Source organism: Rhizobium sp. CG4, assembly GCF_023701965.1.
Lineage (GTDB): Bacteria > Pseudomonadota > Alphaproteobacteria > Rhizobiales > Rhizobiaceae > Agrobacterium.
In genome coordinates this window covers 525210-541375 of record NZ_JABAEG010000002.1, presented here as the reverse complement: position 1 = coordinate 541375, position 16166 = coordinate 525210, and the positions used below count along the sequence as shown (strand labels likewise).

Below are 16166 nucleotides of genomic sequence, written 5' to 3'. Positions count from 1 at the left end.
TCAGTGGGTTACTGCAATTGGCGAAATCAGAGTGCCAATCGCTTGAATCAATTCCTCAGCGCGCCTTGGCAAGCCGTTCGGCGCGCAGGCCAAGCATATACATCGCAACTGTGGCACCGGCAATGGCGGTTATGTCCGCATGGTCATAGGCGGGCGCCACCTCCACCACATCAGAGCCTCTTATGTCCAGCTGGCCAAGCCCGCGCAGGATCGAGAGTATCTTGGAGCTGGTCGGGCCACCGGCAACCGGTGTGCCGGTACCGGGTGCGAAGGCCGGGTCAAGGCAGTCGATATCGAAGGTCAGATACACGGGCTGCCCGGCAGTGCGGTTGACGATCAGCGACGAGATATCACCCGCCCGCATGTCTTCGACGTCGTGCCCGTAGATAATCTTGATGCCAAAGTCATCGGGTGCGTGGGTGCGAATACCGATCTGGATAGAGCGGTCAGGATCGATCAATCCATCACGCACGGCACGCGCCACGAAGGAGCCGTGGTCAATCCGTTTGCCGTCATCGAACCACGTGTCCTGATGGGCGTCGAACTGAACCAGCGCCAACGGCCCGTGCTTGGCAACATGCGCCTTCAGAAGCGGCCAGGTAATGAAGTGATCGCCACCCAGCGTCAGCAGGTAGTCCGAGCGGGACAGGATCTTGCGTGCTTCTTTTTCGATCTTGGCAGGGGTCTGCCAGTGGTTGCCGTAATCCAGCAGGCAATCACCATAATCAATGGTCGGCATGCCCTCGAATAGGTCACGATGAAACGGGTATTGCGGGTCGTTGTCGAAAATGGTTGAGGCACGGCGAATGGCCTGTGGTCCAAAGCGAGCGCCGGGTCGGTTGGAGGTCGCCGCATCAAACGGAATGCCCCAGACAACAGTCGATGCGCCGTTTAGATTTTTGGTGAACTTTCGCCGCATGAAGGAAAGCGTGCCCGCATGGGTCGGGTCTGTTGCTGCTGAGGTGAGGGAAGAAGCCGTGAATGCGTGGTCGATGGTTTTTCCCGGCATGCGTCAGTCTCCGTTTTGTCGAATCCGTAAGCCTGTTCTATGCGCGCAATGTCTATGTCCAGTGATGGCATTCGCTTGGCAGCGACATCGCTGTGCGGCAAGATGCTCGACATTGTGCTTTCATGCAACAACACTTTCCCGACATGAAGGGCAGCCAGCGTTGCGCCTTCATGGACATGAAAAACCCGAAATGAAAAAAGGCGGAACCGAAGTCCCGCCTTTTCGAAGTCTGTATTCCGAAAGCGATTAACGCTTGGAGAACTGGAACGAACGGCGAGCCTTGGCCTTACCGTACTTCTTACGTTCAACAACGCGGCTATCGCGAGTCAGGAAGCCACCCTTCTTCAGAACAGAGCGCAGGCCCGGTTCGAAGTAGGTGAGTGCCTTGGAGATACCGTGACGAACGGCACCGGCCTGACCGGAGAGACCACCACCAGCAACAGTTGCGATAACATCGAACTGGCCTGTGCGTGCTACAGCAACAACTGGCTGCTGCAGGATCATCTGCAGAACCGGACGTGCGAAGTACGCAGTGAAGTCGCGACCATTGATGATGATCTTGCCAGAGCCAGCCTTAACCCAAACGCGGGCTACGGCGTTCTTGCGCTTGCCGGTTGCGTAGGAGCGACCGAGAGTGTCAACCTTGCGGACATGTACAGGAGCCGAAGCTTCTGCTGCCGGAGCGAGGTCTTTCAGAGAGGAAAGATCGGCCATTATTAGGCGCTCCTTACGTTCTTGCTGTTGAGCTTGGCAACGTCGAGAACGACCGGCTGCTGTGCTTCATGTGGGTGGTTGGAACCAGCGTAAACGCGCAGGTTCTTCATCTGGCGACGGCCGAGCGGACCGCGCGGGATCATGCGTTCAACTGCCTTCTCGAGAACGCGCTCCGGGAAGCGGCCTTCGATGATCTGGCGAGCTGTACGCTCCTTGATGCCGCCTGGGTAGCCGGTGTGCCAGTAGTATTTCTTGTCGGAATACTTGTTGCCGGTGAAGACAGCCTTTTCCGCATTGATGATGATGACATTATCGCCATCGTCAACGTGTGGTGTGTAGGTTGCCTTGTGCTTGCCGCGAAGACGGTTTGCAACAACGGTGGCGAGGCGACCAACAACGAGGCCTTCGGCGTCGATGATGATCCACTTCTTCTCCACCTCAGCGGGCTTCTGAACGAAAGTCGACATAGTAATAGTCTTTCTGTCTGGACCCATGGGCCATAAGGCTCTGGGCGTTTTTTGTTGCTTGGTTTTCTTGCGCCTGAACGCAAGGGTAGGCCGCATTTACATGAAATGTGACTTGGGCGAGCTTATACGTGGGTGTGGAAAAACCGTCAAGGTTTCGAATTTGGATGCGGCCAGAAAAACGCAAGTAAAATCAATGGTTTGTTTGTGTGGTATTTTAATACCTCACTTTTTAGCCCAGCCGCATCACCAAAACACCCGCTGCAATGACGGCACCGGCGACATAACGCCAGATACTGGCCTTCTCCCTGAGGATAAAAACCGAGATGACGATGGCAAACAGGATCGATGTTTCGCGCAGCGCCGCAACGATTGCAACCGGCGCCTTGGTCATGGCCCAGAGAGCAAGTCCATAGGACAGGATCGAGCCGCCACCGCCCAGAATGCCGCGCCACCAGTTGCCGCGCACATGGGTGATCACGGCACGGCCGCCGCGCATGTAAATGGCGTGGCTGAACAGCAGGACCGGCGGCAAGAGCGACATCCACAAGGTATAGGAAATGGCATTGCCTGCCTCACGGGCGCCAACGCCATCCACAAAGGTGTAGCTGGCGATGACAACGGCATTGAGCAGCGCAAAGATCGTCGCGGTGCGGCCGCCGTGGCGCGCCTCGAATGCCAGTGTCATGATGCCGGCGCAAATGACGAAAATTCCGGTGAGCGCCATGGGTGACAGATGTTCGCCAAGAATGAAGCTGCTGCTGGCGGCAACCAGCAACGGCGCCACGCCGCGCATCAGCGGATAGACCAACCCGATATCACCGAGTGTGTAGGCAACGGCCACCAGGCGGAAATAGACGAACTGCAGAACCGCTGACGCCAGAATGAAGGGCAGCGCTGTGATGTTCGGCATCGGCAGGAAGGGCAGAAAGGGCAGGGCACAGCAGGCGCCGCCGGCCGCAATCAGTGCGGCATCCAGTGACTTGTCCTTGCCGGATTTGACCAGGGCATTCCAGCTTGCATGGAGCAGCGCTCCGAAGAGAACCAATAAAAGCACATCGATAGACAAGGCAATGATCCGCGAGCGAGGAAAACGGCAGGTTATGTCCAGTTCTATTCGCAGTGAAAGCGCAAGTGCAAGCGGTGTGATGCACGCTTTATTGGCGGTGAGAAAATGTCGTCGTCGGGCGACTTATCGAACGATGTTTTTGGCTGCATCGAAAAGCTGTATTGGTCGATTTTTCAATGTCAAATAATAGAATAATACAACTATTTGGCGATTTGATTTACTGGTAATTTTTATGGTTTTTTTGCAGCATCGAGACGTGGGAAATCTAGTTGTTCTGGGAATGTTGCAATTTGCGATATATCTGAAGTGCTGATGCTTGCCATTCGTCACTAAAATACTGCTTCAGACGATAGTAGATTTGCTCCTGCCAGGCGTTTTATTTCATAAAGTTGGAATTTCTAATTAAACTATAAGTAGTCGCTAAAATGCCTATGAATAAAACATGAATTTATCAAATACAAAGAGTGAACATTTTTCGCGCGTAAAATTTAATTCGGCGCATGCGAAACGGCACCGCACCAACGTTACGCCGAAAAACTGATGGAATTTTACGTGGTCAGCAGTCTCTGCCAAACGAAAACGGGCTGCAACGATCATTGGTGCGCGGTTCACATTTGTACACCGGGCAGTTCTTTGCGTCGCGCGTTGGTACGCTGCTGTCAGCTGCGTATTCGCCGGTATCGCACTGACGGTCGCTTCGGACGTAACGGTCATAAAGCGTCATGTTGCGTACGCGCGTCGATGGGTAACGGAGAATGGCTGCGCCCTCACGGTCGATAGCACTCTGCACCGCCGCACAGCTCATGCCTGTTGTATTGTAGCGGGAAATGGCAGCGGCCGGAGAGGCTGCAAGCACGGCAAGCAGTACGGCGAATGTTGTCTTCAGCATGATCTGGTCCTTTTCTTTTTGTTGTTGGATCCCATATGCAAAAGTGCTTCGCATGTCGTAGCCCTTTGAAAAGATAGTCACCCATCCAGGAACAGGATCATGCAGCACGATACTTACGACAATGATTATATAGCAGAAATTCTCGGCTCGGTGAAGACAATTGCCCTGACTGGCGCCTCGCCAAACCCGGATCGTCCAAGCTACGGCGTCATGCGGTTTCTGCTGTCGAAGGGCTACCGGGTGTTTCCCGTTAATCCGGGGCAGGCGGGCAAGGAAATTCTCGGCCAGAAGGTATATGCGCACTTGGCCGATATTCCGGAGCCTGTGGATATGGTGGATGTGTTCCGCGCCAAGGAGTACCTGTCGTCAGTCGTTGAAGAAACAATCCTGCTTTCGCCACGACCCAAGGTCATTTGGGGTCAGCTTTCCGTGCGTGACGATACAGCAGCCGCCAAGGCTGAAGCCTACGGTATCAAGATGGTTATGGACCGTTGCCCGGCAATTGAATATCCGCGCCTCAATATTACACAGGGTTGAGCGCGCAACAGGCTTATCATTTGCTGCCAAGGCGTTATGATCCTCCAAAGTCCAGTTCAAGGTCTGACATTTTGGAGGAAATACCATGTCCAGCAACAATCCCGGATTTGCGACGCTTGCCATTCACGCAGGCGCGCAGCCTGACCCGACCACGGGCGCCCGTAACACACCGATCTATCAGACGACGGCCTATGCCTTCCGGGATTCGGATCATGCTGCTGCACTGTTTGGCCTGAAAGAATTCGGCAACATCTACACCCGCATCATGAACCCGACTCAGGCGGTGCTGGAGGAGCGTGTCGCGGCCCTTGAGGGCGGCACGGCAGCACTGGCCGTTGCCTCCGGTCATGCGGCGCAGATGCTGGTGTTCCACACGTTGATGCAGCCGGGCGATAATTTTGTAGCCGCACGCCAACTCTATGGCGGCTCCATCAACCAGTTCGGTCATGCCTTCCAGAATTTTGGCTGGCAGGTGCGTTGGGCCGATACGGCTGAACCGGAAACCTTCGTGAAACATATCGATGACCGCACCAAAGCGATCTTTATCGAAAGCCTTGCCAATCCCGGCGGCACCTTCGTGGACATTGCCGCCATTGCCGAGGTTGCGCGCAAGCATGGCCTGCCGCTGATCGTTGATAACACCATGGCCAGCCCATACCTTGTGCGACCGCTGGAACATGGCGCTGACGTGGTACTGCATTCGCTGACCAAGTTCCTCGGCGGCCACGGCAATTCCATGGGCGGTATCATTGTCGACGGCGGTACATTCGACTGGTCTGCGTCCGGCAAATACCCGATGTTGTCCGAACCGCGCCCGGAATATTCCGGCACGGTATTGCACGCCACCTTCGGCAATTTTGCCTTTGCCATTGCGTGCCGTGTACTTGGCTTGCGTGACCTTGGTCCGGCCATTTCGCCGTTTAACGCCTTCCTGATCCTGACCGGTATTGAAACCCTGCCGCTGCGCATGCAGCGCCATTCGGAAAACGCTCTCGCTGTTGCCAAATGGCTGAAAAAACATCCCAAGGTCGGCTGGGTCCATTATGCGGGACTTGAGGATAGCTCCAACCACGCCATCCAGCAGCATTATTCGCCAGCCGGTGCCGGTTCTGTCTTCACCTTCGGTCTGAAGGGCGGTTACGATGCCGGAAAGGGCTTTGTCGCCGGTCTGCAGCTGTTCTCGCACCTTGCCAATATTGGTGACACCCGTTCGCTGGTTATTCACCCGGCATCGACCACCCATGCCCAGCTGACGCCGGAACAGCAGGTCGCCGCCGGTGCCGGACCGGATGTCGTGCGTCTGTCCGTCGGCCTTGAAGACGTCAAGGACATCATCGCCGATCTGGAACAGGCGCTTTCAAAAGTATAACAGCTGCACAAACAGAACCCGGAGAACAGCATCTCATGGCATTGACCCTGTCATTCAACCTCGAAGAAAAACTGGCGAATATTGAGCCGGAATACGGCGCCCCGAAACCGGAGCGTCTGATCTCGGGAAACCCAAAATTCACCACATGGAATTTCGAAGAGGCTGATGGCGGGGTCTACGCAGGGATCTGGCAATCAACGCCTGGCAAGTGGCGCGTCGAATATGACGAGTGGGAATATTTCAGCATTCTCGAGGGCCATTCGGTGCTGACATCTGACGACGGTCAAAGCTTTGCATTGCGTGCTGGCGACCGGATGGTATTAAGGCCCGGCTTCAAAGGAAGCTGGGAAGTCCTTGAAACGACTCGCAAGGACTACGTGATCCGTCTTTGAAAAAGGACGGGCCGGAATGAATAAGGTAATGTAATGAGAATACTGAGAACGTTTCTGATCGTAGCGATCGTTTCCGTCGGTTTTATTGGTTTCCAGTGGTACAAATATGTAACCAACACGGACAGCCCCTATGATGAGGTTGGCATCGAGCTGAACAGCCGTATGCCGGGACCAATCAACAAATGGGGTTGTGACAAGCTTCACGAGACATTTGGCAATGTTCTCCCGCCCTATGGTTGCCAGGGTGGCAGCGATGGACGGCAGTGGATTTAACCGCCACAGCATCATATAGACAAAAGCGCCGTGTGTTTTCATAATACACACGGCGTTTTCATTTTAATAGGCAGGTTTCAGGCGCGCCATCCAATCACCAGACAAGGTCCAGACGGTCCAGACCATGGAAATGGTAGACATCCTTGACCTCGGGTTTCCGGGCAATCTTCATGCCTGGAAGACGGGCAAACAGCAGCGGCAGCGCGATATTCAATTCAAGACGTGCCAGCGGCGCACCAATGCAGAAGTGAATACCGGCACCGAAGGACAGGTTGGCACCCTCGGCACGGTCTGGCTTGAAGGTGAGGGGATCGGTGAATTTCTGCGGGTCGAGGTTGGCCGCCGCCAGAATGAGGCTGACCTTGTCGCCGCGCTTGAATGCAACGCCGTCGATCTCCACCGGCTCAAGAACCCAACGCTGGAAGATATGCACAGGCGCACAGATGCGCAGCGTCTCTTCAACCGTGCGCTCGGTGGTCTTGTCATCGGAAAATAACGTATCCGGCGCAACGCCGCTTTCCAGGATTACCCGAACCGAATTGCCGATCTGGTGAACGGTGGCTTCATGGCCGGCATTCAGCAGAACGATGGTGGTCGACACCAGTTCATCATCCGTCAGGAACTGGCCTTTGTGCTCGGTGTGGATCATGTGGCTCATCAGATCATCGCGCGGATTTTCGCGACGATCCCTGATGATGCTGCGCACATAGTCAGCGAACTCCTTGGCCGCCTTGTCTGCCGCATGTTCGTCTTCAGTGGTGCGTTTGAACATATACATGCCGACATAGGCATGGGACCATTCCAGCAGCTTCGGGCCCATCTCCTCGGGAATGCCGATCATCCGGGCAATCATCGTCACCGGAATGATATCTGCGAAAGAGGCGAGCAGCTCTGTCTTGCCATCTTTTTCAAAACCGTCGATCAGCTTGTTGGCCAGCGCCTCGATTTCCGGCTTCATGATCTCGACATGGCGAGAGACGAAAGCGCGGTTGATGAGGGTGCGCAGCCGCGTATGTTCCGGCGGTTCGATTTCCAGCAGCGAATGGCGCTCGGCCGCATCGAAATGTTTGACGTGCTCCTGCGGCTCCGCAAGGCCCAGTTCTTCGCGGCTGGCGACATGCAGGATCTGCCGTCCGAAACGGCGGTCACGCAACAGCGCATTGACGTGGTCATAGCCGGTGAAAAACCACTGTTTCTGTTCCTCCCAATAAAAGGTGGGACAGTGTTTGTGCAGAGCCGCATAAACAGCATTCGGATTTCCGAAGAACTCCGGGTTGCGGGCATCAAGCGAGACATGGCGCGTAGCGGTGTCGATTTTCAGAAAATCAGGAATATCAGTCATGCAATCATATCTATTGGAATGGGTGCCGGGCTGGAAGATGCTTTCCAAACCGGAGATAAATAAGCGGTGCGTTCCTGATCTTAGCGGTTGGCAATCGCGGTGATGCGGGCCAATGCCGCGACCTGACGGTCGGCATTGTTATCCATCGGATCTTCATTACGATCATTGGCGGCGATCACCACGTTGTTTTCACCGTTGAAGAATACGGTTCTGTTGCGGCCGGCCTTCTTGGCGGCGTACAGCGCCCGGTCGGCAATCGTCATCAGCGCGTGGAGATCCGGCGCGCCGCTATTGTCAGTCGCGATACCGACGCTGACAGTCATGGGAATGGTTTGCTTGCCATCGTCAAGCGGTGTGCGGGCAAGGTGCAGCCTGATGGTTTCGGCAACCATGATCGCCCGGTCGGGAAGGGCGGTTTCCAGAAGCAACGCAAATTCTTCGCCACCCATGCGCACGAACATGCCTGTCTCGGAAATGATGGTTTCCGCCATACGTGAAAACCGCGTGAGCGCGATATCGCCGGACTGGTGACCGTAGCGGTCGTTAATCTTCTTGAAATGATCGATGTCGAACAGGATGAGAGCCACGCTGTGGCCAGAATTGGCCGAGCGTTTTGCCAGTCTTTCGAATTCTTCTGTCAGGCCACGGCGATTGCGAGCGCCGGTCAGTTCATCGGTCGTTGCCAACAGGTGCAGGCGCTTTTCCGTTTCTTCAATATAGAGCATGGCGCTGAGCGTGATCACGGCAACAAAGAACAATGCACCGTAAATGGCGGTAATGGTCGTCAGCGGCACGACATTTCCGGTCGCCATATTATGCTTGATAACCACATAGGCGGTGATTGCTCCGCACAGGGCCTGAAATACCAGCAAACTGGCAAGGGTTTTGCGCGTCGGGCTGCGCTTGCCCTTGTAATTCAGAAGAACACTGGCCAGCATGAGGTAACCAAGGCCCGCGGCCGTATGATAAAGAACGATGCGATAGGCCATGCTGTCGCGTACAGGTGGGACAAACATGAACGCCACCCACAGCAATGCAGGGATCGCGACCCAGCCTTCGATCTTTTTGCCGCTGATTTTGAGCAGGCCCGCAAGCCAGCAGGCAAAGCCTAGCAGTGCGACTGTATTGCCCACCTGAATAGAGGCGAAATTCGGGATTTCCCCGCGCAGCATCACCAGGACGCAGCCAATCGTATTAAGCGCGAAGCCGGACGCAAACAGCAGGTATTGTGTTTTGGCGCGTTGTCGCAGCCACATGCCGAGCAGCAGAAAAGCCAGGGTGAGTGTTTCTGCGGCCCAGAGAAGCATTACTGTTTTGGCATCAAACACCGTACGATCCTAATCTGCGCGTTTGCGCGTTGCTTCACGCGCCATGATCCTCATGATCATGGAGGAAACGCTTGAAGCTAACCTGATGGCACGAAGTTCTATTCCGGGAGGAAATGCGGGACGGGCCTGCGCGGAAGTATCAACACCAATTGCTAATGGTTCGTTGCCGGACCGGGGCAAAACTGGGGTGATCCAGAGGTTTATTTCTGACCTATAAAGCCCACCAAAGCGCAGGAGGCGGGTTGCACGACATGCAGGTGCTTGAACTCTTGAAACCTGCACCAGATATAAAGGCCACGGCGGTGGACGATATTGGCTGCAGATGTGGAAAAACGAGTTCGAAATTTCGAAAAACCGTTACGACGATCATCTTTGGAGCAGATTTTATTCCCGTTATGAGAAAACTGTGCTGGCGTGGGCTTTGCTGAGACGATGTGACGGGTAATGGACTTGAGAATTCATCAATCATTCACCACATCCGGTTTTCGTCGTTGATGATCAAGCATCGTCAATGCGTGGCTATGGCGACTCATGCGAATGCTCATTAGAGCGCCAGTAAGAAATGCCCGCTATTAAGGATATCCGCCGCCTGTGTCTTGAAGTACGGGGCTTGGACACTCTATGTAGAGAATGAAGAAATAGATTTGATTCCGGTTCGCAGATCGTGCCGGGCAAGAGTTGATAAAGGACGGACATGAGAAATCCAGTTGATACCGCCATGGCTCTGGTGCCGATGGTCGTGGAACAGACCAATCGCGGCGAACGGTCCTATGACATCTACTCGCGTCTTCTCAAGGAACGCATCATTTTCCTGACTGGTCCGGTTGAAGATCATATGGCGTCGCTGGTTTGCGCCCAGTTGCTCTTCCTTGAGGCTGAAAACCCCAAGAAGGAAATTGCGCTTTACATCAATTCTCCGGGCGGCGTCGTAACCGCCGGCATGGCAATCTATGACACCATGCAGTTCATTCGCCCGGCTGTATCGACGCTCTGCGTTGGTCAGGCTGCGTCCATGGGTTCGCTGCTGCTGGCTGCCGGTGAGAAGGGCATGCGTTTTGCAACGCCAAACGCCCGTATCATGGTGCACCAGCCATCCGGCGGTTTCCAGGGCCAGGCATCCGACATCGAACGTCACGCCCGTGACATCATCAAGATGAAGCGCCGCCTGAATGAAGTTTACGTGAAGCACACCGGCCGCACGCTCGAAGAGGTTGAAAAAACCCTTGATCGCGACCACTTCATGGACTCGGAAGAGGCAAAGGATTGGGGCGTCATCGACCGCATCCTGACGTCGCGCGCCGAAATCGAAGGTGCGTCTGCTTAGTAACGCATGCGCGTTTTTGACTATGGTTTGAGACCCTCTGTGGAAATAGAGGGTTTAAACCGGGAAAGAAAACGCTAATAGTACATATTAAGGCTATGTTGAAAATTTATGACGTAGCGTTGATGCTTGAAGGGGATTTCGTTGCCTCCGGGGTTCGGATTGTTTATCCGGTCCGGTTTAGTACCCCCGGAAACAATGCGGGCACGTATCCTGAAAACGGAAAACGTGCTGGCAAGCGGTGAGTTTACCGCATTCCGTTTGACGGAATGACGGCGTGCTGGAAGGAAAGAGATATGAGCAAAGTCAGCGGCAGCAACGGCGGCGACTCGAAGAACACACTCTATTGTTCATTCTGCGGCAAGAGCCAGCACGAGGTCCGCAAGCTTATTGCTGGACCGACGGTATTCATCTGCGATGAATGCGTCGAATTGTGCATGGACATCATTCGCGAAGAGAACAAGAGTTCCATGGTGAAGTCCCGCGAAGGCGTTCCCACGCCGCAGGATATCATCAAAATTCTCGATGAATATGTCATCGGCCAGATGCAGGCGAAGAAAATTCTCTCCGTGGCCGTTCATAACCATTACAAACGTCTGGCACACGCCTCGAAAAACGGGGAAGTGGAACTGGCGAAGTCGAACATCATGCTGGTTGGCCCAACCGGTTGCGGTAAGACCTATCTTGCCCAGACCCTGGCCCGCATCATCGATGTGCCCTTCACCATGGCCGATGCCACGACACTGACCGAAGCTGGCTACGTGGGTGAAGATGTTGAAAACATCATCCTCAAGCTGCTCCAGTCTGCGGATTACAACGTTGAACGCGCTCAGCGCGGTATCGTTTACATCGACGAAGTGGACAAGATTTCCCGCAAGTCTGACAACCCATCCATCACGCGCGACGTTTCGGGTGAGGGCGTACAGCAGGCTCTGCTGAAGATCATGGAAGGCACGGTTGCGTCCGTTCCTCCACAGGGTGGTCGCAAACATCCACAGCAGGAATTCCTGCAGGTGGATACGACCAACATCCTGTTCATTTGCGGTGGCGCGTTTGCCGGTCTGGACAAGATCATTTCGGCACGTGGCGAAAAGACCTCGATTGGTTTTGGCGCGACGGTCAAGGGTCCGGAAGATCGTCGTGTTGGCGAAGTGTTGCGTGAACTGGAACCGGAAGATCTGGTCAAGTTCGGTCTTATTCCTGAATTCATCGGTCGTCTGCCGGTTCTGGCAACGCTCGAGGATCTCGATGAGGACGCACTGATCCAGATTCTGTCGGAACCAAAGAACGCTCTGGTCAAGCAGTACCAGCGCCTGTTCGAGATGGAAGATGTGGAACTGACATTCCATGAAGACGCGCTACGCGAAATTGCCCGCAAGGCAATCACCCGTAAAACCGGTGCTCGCGGTCTGCGTTCGATCATGGAAAAGATTCTGCTCGACACCATGTTCGAATTGCCAACGCTGGAAGGCGTTCGTGAAGTCGTGATTTCTGACGAAGTGGTCAGTGGTGTAGCGCGTCCGCTCTACATCTACGCCGATCGTCAGGAAGAAAAGACCAACGTTTCGGCCTGATTCGATTACGCTAGAATTGAAAAGCCCCTTGCAGCACGGCTGCGAGGGGCTTTTTCTTTGGCCAATCACCACAGTCCATGGTGTCCCAGGAGTACGCCTCATGAGTTTTGTGTCTGCCGTTCTCGTGCATGTCGCTGATATGGATGAGGGGATCGCGTGGTATCAGAAAGCCTTTCCTGGCGCCGTGCGAACCGTGTCGCAGCCTTCAGGGTTCGAGTTTTTGCAGATCGGCCAGACGCAGCTGGAACTGGTGCCGGCCGATGACAAGGTAGCAAGCGGGGCCGCTGGCAGTGTGGTCTATTGGTGGACGGACGACTTTGAAAAATCGCTCACCCATCTGCAGGCGCTTGGAGCGGTGCTTTACCGCGGCCCGATGAGAATCGATGGTGATATCCTGATGTGCCAGGTTCGCGATCCATGGGGTAATTGCATAGGTCTACGCGGCGCTGCCCTCTCTGTGGCATAAGGGCAGGGCTGTCAGGTCAGTTTCTGGCGCTTTGGGCGACGCTTTTATCGCAATTCTGCGACGTTCCTGCGGATGGCGGCTATTTTGCGTGTAGAGCCGTTTGCTCTTTGCTGATAATGTTTTACAACTGATTTGTGACGCGGTGTTTCGCGTCTGGCGGCAAGTGTATTTCTGCCCCGCAAGCATGTTGCTTGCGACTGCGTAAAAATTAGTCTTAGTACACGCCGCATTTTAAATTTCGGTCCCTGGCGGGATACCGGCGTTTCGTCTGGCTTGAAATTGGGGTGATGAAACTCCATTTCTGGTAGGAAACGAGAATGCGCCGAAGAACCCAAGAACTTCGGCAGAGTGGCTCATTGAGGCCATGGAAAGGAAATAACATGACGAACACTACGTCTGCAGCATCTGGTGGCACTTATCCTGTCCTTCCCCTGCGCGACATTGTTGTTTTCCCGCATATGATCGTCCCGCTGTTCGTAGGGCGTGAGAAATCTATTCGTGCGCTTGAAGAGGTCATGGGTTCCGACAAGCAGATCATGCTTGCCACTCAGATCAATGCTAGCGACGACGATCCTGAACCATCTGCTATTCATGACGTTGGCACCGTGGCCAATGTTCTGCAGCTGCTCAAGCTGCCTGACGGCACCGTCAAGGTGCTGGTGGAAGGCAAGGGTCGTGCAAAGATCGACACTTACACCAGCCGCGAAGATTTCTACGAGGCAACGGCGGACCTTCTGGACGAGACCAAGGATGATCCTGTCGAAGTAGAAGCTCTTTCCCGTTCGGTCATTTCCGAATTTGAAAGCTACGTGAAGCTCAACAAGAAGATTTCCCCTGAAGTGGTTGGCGTTGCCGGCCAGATCGAGGACTATTCGAAGTTGGCTGACACGGTCGCATCGCACCTGTCGATCAAGATCAGCGAAAAGCAGGAAATGCTCGAAACCGTCAGCGTGAAGCTGCGTCTGGAAAAGGCGCTTGGCTTCATGGAAGGCGAGATTTCGGTTCTTCAGGTTGAAAAGCGCATCCGTTCTCGCGTCAAGCGCCAGATGGAGAAGACGCAGCGCGAATATTACCTGAACGAGCAGATGAAGGCGATCCAGAAGGAACTCGGTGACGGCGAAGACGGCCGTGACGAGATGGCCGAGCTGGAAGAACGCATCTCCCGCACCAAACTCTCCAAGGAGGCCAAGGAAAAGGCCGAGGCGGAGATGAAGAAGCTGCGCCAGATGAGCCCGATGTCGGCAGAAGCCACCGTCGTTCGCAACTACATGGATTGGCTGCTTGGTCTGCCATGGGGCAAGAAGTCGAAGATCAAAACTGATCTGAACAAGGCTGAGGAGATTCTCGAAGTCGATCACTTCGGTCTCGACAAGGTCAAGGAACGTATCGTCGAATATCTGGCCGTGCAAGCACGCGCCACCAAGATTCGCGGACCGATCCTGTGCCTCGTTGGCCCTCCAGGCGTTGGTAAGACTTCGCTTGCCAAGTCCATCGCCAAGGCAACCGGCCGCGAATATGTTCGCATGGCGCTGGGTGGCGTACGCGATGAGGCGGAAATTCGTGGTCACCGCCGTACCTATATCGGCTCCATGCCGGGCAAGGTCGTGCAGTCCATGAAGAAGGCCAAGAAGACCAACCCGCTCTTCCTGCTCGATGAAATCGACAAGATGGGTATGGACTTCCGTGGCGATCCGTCGTCGGCTCTGCTCGAGGTGCTGGATCCGGAACAGAACTCCACCTTCATGGACCACTACCTTGAAGTGGAATATGACCTGTCCGACGTGATGTTCATCACCACGGCGAACACGCTCAATATTCCAGGCCCGCTGATGGACCGTATGGAGATCATCCGCATCGCCGGTTACACCGAAGATGAAAAGCGTGAAATCGCCAAGCGCCACCTGCTGCCTAAGGCCATCAGGGAACATGCGTTGCAGCCGGACGAATTTTCCGTCAGCGACGATGCGATCATGGCGGTCATCCAGCAGTATACCCGTGAAGCCGGCGTTCGTAGCTTCGAGCGTGAATTGATGAAACTGGCACGTAAGGCCGTGACCGAAATCATCAAGGGCAAGACCAAGTCCGTGGCTGTAACGGCTGCCAACATCAATGACTATCTGGGCGTTCCGCGCTTCCGTCATGGTGAGGCTGAACGTGAAGATCAGGTCGGTGTTGTCACCGGTCTCGCATGGACCGAAGTTGGTGGTGAACTGCTGACGATCGAAGGCGTGATGATGCCGGGCAAGGGTCGTATGACCGTGACCGGTAACTTGAAGGAAGTGATGAAGGAATCGATTTCGGCAGCGGCATCCTATGTTCGTTCGCGCGCTGTTGATTTCGGCATTGAGCCTCCACGTTTCGACAAGAGCGACATCCACGTTCACGTTCCCGAAGGTGCCACTCCGAAGGATGGCCCATCGGCAGGTGTGGCGATGGCAACCGCCATTGTATCGATCATGACCGGCATTCCTGTTTCCAAGGATGTCGCCATGACCGGTGAAATCACACTGCGTGGTCGTGTTCTGCCCATCGGCGGCCTCAAGGAAAAGCTCCTTGCAGCCCTGCGCGGCGGCATCAAGAAGGTGCTCATTCCGGAAGAAAACGCCAAGGATTTGGCCGAGATTCCGGACAATGTGAAGAACGGAATGGAGATCATTCCTGTGTCCCGCATGGGTGAGGTTATCGAGCATGCGCTACTGCGCAAACCCGAGCCGATCGAGTGGGATGGCAGCATTGAGACGCCACTCGTTGCCACCGTCGAAGGTGTCGATGACGCCGGTCAGACGATCGCACATTGAGGTTTTGCGACCTCACGTGAAGCAATATTGGTAAAAAACACACAAAGGCTGGCAGAAATGCCAGCCTTTGTTGTGAAAAAAGCAGCTAGACCTCTTGTTTTTCAGGCGATTCCGGCGCTTTTGAGTTGCGGGTCGCAGGTAGCTAGCTATTCTGCGCCCGGCTTAATTTGAGTCGTTTCAAACCATAGAAAGGGGTGGAAACATGAATAAGAATGAGCTCGTTTCCGCAGTTGCCGAAAAGGCCGGTCTCACTAAGGCAGATGCTGCTTCCGCAGTTGACGCTGTATTCGAAACCGTCCAGAGCGAACTGAAGAATGGTGGCGACATCCGCCTCGCAGGTTTTGGCAGCTTCACTGTCAGCCGTCGTGAAGCCTCCAAGGGCCGCAACCCGTCCACGGGTGCTGAAGTTGATATTCCTGCCCGTAACGTGCCGAAGTTCTCGGCTGGCAAGGGTCTCAAGGACGCCGTGAACTCCTAAAGTTTCCACTATGCGCTGCCTCGCGGCGAGTGAGCGCATATTTGGCTTGTGAGTACTGAAATTGAAAGCCCGGTGCCTTTGCATCGGGTTTTTATTTTGCCTTGCGTCTGTTTGCTGTGGATGACCCGGCTAAATAAACTATG

Annotated in this window: 16 protein-coding genes; 9 read left to right on the top strand and 7 right to left on the bottom strand. The window is 54.7% G+C overall.

The window, feature by feature from the left end:
• Positions 1–55 precede the first annotated feature (55 nt).
• The 5 genes from speB to HGO37_RS07660 form a co-directional block, all read right to left on the bottom strand.
• Complete coding sequence (gene speB / locus HGO37_RS07680) at positions 56–1009, bottom strand: agmatinase (RefSeq protein ID WP_250982813.1); 954 nt, start codon at positions 1007–1009, stop codon at positions 56–58.
• 246 nt (positions 1010–1255) lie between these two features.
• The gene (gene rpsI / locus HGO37_RS07675; RefSeq protein WP_192487534.1) at positions 1256–1723 is read right to left on the bottom strand and encodes a 30S ribosomal protein S9; all 468 of its coding nucleotides are present in this window, start codon (positions 1721–1723) and stop codon (positions 1256–1258) included.
• 2 nt (positions 1724–1725) lie between these two features.
• Positions 1726–2190, bottom strand: a complete 465-nt coding sequence (rplM, locus tag HGO37_RS07670; RefSeq protein WP_192487535.1) for a 50S ribosomal protein L13 — start codon at positions 2188–2190, stop codon at positions 1726–1728.
• A 229-nt stretch (positions 2191–2419) separates the two neighbouring features.
• A complete protein-coding gene (locus HGO37_RS07665) occupies positions 2420–3256 on the bottom strand; it encodes an EamA family transporter (RefSeq protein WP_250982812.1) in 837 nt (278 codons plus the stop codon).
• Positions 3257–3812: 556 nt separating this feature from the next.
• A complete protein-coding gene (locus tag HGO37_RS07660; RefSeq protein ID WP_250982811.1) occupies positions 3813–4145 on the bottom strand; it encodes a hypothetical protein in 333 nt (110 codons plus the stop codon).
• A 99-nt stretch (positions 4146–4244) separates the two neighbouring features.
• Between HGO37_RS07660 and HGO37_RS07655 the strand changes: the two genes are divergently transcribed.
• From HGO37_RS07655 to HGO37_RS07640, 4 genes are all read left to right on the top strand, one after another.
• Positions 4245–4682, top strand: coding sequence for a CoA-binding protein (locus tag HGO37_RS07655; protein WP_250982810.1), 438 nt, complete (start codon positions 4245–4247; stop codon positions 4680–4682).
• A gap of 85 nt (positions 4683–4767) precedes the next feature.
• Positions 4768–6051 (top strand): O-acetylhomoserine aminocarboxypropyltransferase, encoded by a 1284-nt coding sequence (locus HGO37_RS07650; protein ID WP_250982809.1) that lies wholly within the window; start codon positions 4768–4770, stop codon positions 6049–6051.
• Positions 6052–6086: 35 nt separating this feature from the next.
• Positions 6087–6443 (top strand): cupin domain-containing protein, encoded by a 357-nt coding sequence (locus HGO37_RS07645; protein ID WP_250982808.1) that lies wholly within the window; start codon positions 6087–6089, stop codon positions 6441–6443.
• A gap of 33 nt (positions 6444–6476) precedes the next feature.
• A complete protein-coding gene (locus HGO37_RS07640) occupies positions 6477–6716 on the top strand; it encodes a hypothetical protein (RefSeq protein WP_192487542.1) in 240 nt (79 codons plus the stop codon).
• Positions 6717–6810: 94 nt separating this feature from the next.
• Here the strand turns inward: HGO37_RS07640 and HGO37_RS07635 are convergent, their stop codons facing one another.
• Both HGO37_RS07635 and HGO37_RS07630 read right to left on the bottom strand, forming a co-directional pair.
• Positions 6811–8058, bottom strand: coding sequence for a cytochrome P450 (locus HGO37_RS07635; protein WP_250982807.1), 1248 nt, complete (start codon positions 8056–8058; stop codon positions 6811–6813).
• Between the two features lie 80 nt (positions 8059–8138).
• Positions 8139–9386, bottom strand: coding sequence for a GGDEF domain-containing protein (locus HGO37_RS07630; protein ID WP_250982806.1), 1248 nt, complete (start codon positions 9384–9386; stop codon positions 8139–8141).
• A 694-nt stretch (positions 9387–10080) separates the two neighbouring features.
• Here HGO37_RS07630 and clpP point away from each other — a divergent pair.
• From clpP to hupB, 5 genes are all read left to right on the top strand, one after another.
• On the top strand, positions 10081–10710 hold the full coding sequence (clpP, locus tag HGO37_RS07625; RefSeq protein ID WP_192487546.1) for an ATP-dependent Clp endopeptidase proteolytic subunit ClpP: 630 nt from the start codon (positions 10081–10083) through the stop codon (positions 10708–10710).
• A gap of 293 nt (positions 10711–11003) precedes the next feature.
• Positions 11004–12281, top strand: a complete 1278-nt coding sequence (gene clpX / locus HGO37_RS07620) for an ATP-dependent Clp protease ATP-binding subunit ClpX (RefSeq protein WP_192487547.1) — start codon at positions 11004–11006, stop codon at positions 12279–12281.
• A 100-nt stretch (positions 12282–12381) separates the two neighbouring features.
• Positions 12382–12747, top strand: a complete 366-nt coding sequence (locus HGO37_RS07615) for a VOC family protein (RefSeq protein ID WP_250982805.1) — start codon at positions 12382–12384, stop codon at positions 12745–12747.
• 380 nt (positions 12748–13127) lie between these two features.
• Positions 13128–15545 (top strand): endopeptidase La, encoded by a 2418-nt coding sequence (lon, locus tag HGO37_RS07610; RefSeq protein WP_192487549.1) that lies wholly within the window; start codon positions 13128–13130, stop codon positions 15543–15545.
• Between the two features lie 202 nt (positions 15546–15747).
• A complete protein-coding gene (gene hupB, locus HGO37_RS07605; RefSeq protein WP_192487550.1) occupies positions 15748–16023 on the top strand; it encodes a DNA-binding protein HupB in 276 nt (91 codons plus the stop codon).
• The last annotated feature ends 143 nt before the right edge of the window (positions 16024–16166 follow it).

Excerpts from the sequence above, each read along its gene's own strand:
- rpsI (WP_192487534.1), bottom strand. The coding sequence starts at position 1,723 with ATGGCCGATCTTTCCTCTCTGAAAGACCTCGCTCCGGCAGCAGAAGCT.
- clpP (WP_192487546.1), top strand. The coding sequence starts at position 10,081 with ATGAGAAATCCAGTTGATACCGCCATGGCTCTGGTGCCGATGGTCGTG.
- HGO37_RS07640 (WP_192487542.1), top strand. The coding sequence starts at position 6,477 with ATGAGAATACTGAGAACGTTTCTGATCGTAGCGATCGTTTCCGTCGGT.
- HGO37_RS07650 (WP_250982809.1), top strand. The coding sequence starts at position 4,768 with ATGTCCAGCAACAATCCCGGATTTGCGACGCTTGCCATTCACGCAGGC.
- speB (WP_250982813.1), bottom strand. The coding sequence starts at position 1,009 with ATGCCGGGAAAAACCATCGACCACGCATTCACGGCTTCTTCCCTCACC.
- HGO37_RS07615 (WP_250982805.1), top strand. The coding sequence starts at position 12,382 with ATGAGTTTTGTGTCTGCCGTTCTCGTGCATGTCGCTGATATGGATGAG.
- HGO37_RS07660 (WP_250982811.1), bottom strand. The coding sequence starts at position 4,145 with ATGCTGAAGACAACATTCGCCGTACTGCTTGCCGTGCTTGCAGCCTCT.
- HGO37_RS07635 (WP_250982807.1), bottom strand. The coding sequence starts at position 8,058 with ATGACTGATATTCCTGATTTTCTGAAAATCGACACCGCTACGCGCCAT.
- HGO37_RS07645 (WP_250982808.1), top strand. The coding sequence starts at position 6,087 with ATGGCATTGACCCTGTCATTCAACCTCGAAGAAAAACTGGCGAATATT.
- HGO37_RS07655 (WP_250982810.1), top strand. The coding sequence starts at position 4,245 with ATGCAGCACGATACTTACGACAATGATTATATAGCAGAAATTCTCGGC.
- lon (WP_192487549.1), top strand. The coding sequence starts at position 13,128 with ATGACGAACACTACGTCTGCAGCATCTGGTGGCACTTATCCTGTCCTT.
- clpX (WP_192487547.1), top strand. The coding sequence starts at position 11,004 with ATGAGCAAAGTCAGCGGCAGCAACGGCGGCGACTCGAAGAACACACTC.
- rplM (WP_192487535.1), bottom strand. The coding sequence starts at position 2,190 with ATGTCGACTTTCGTTCAGAAGCCCGCTGAGGTGGAGAAGAAGTGGATC.
- hupB (WP_192487550.1), top strand. The coding sequence starts at position 15,748 with ATGAATAAGAATGAGCTCGTTTCCGCAGTTGCCGAAAAGGCCGGTCTC.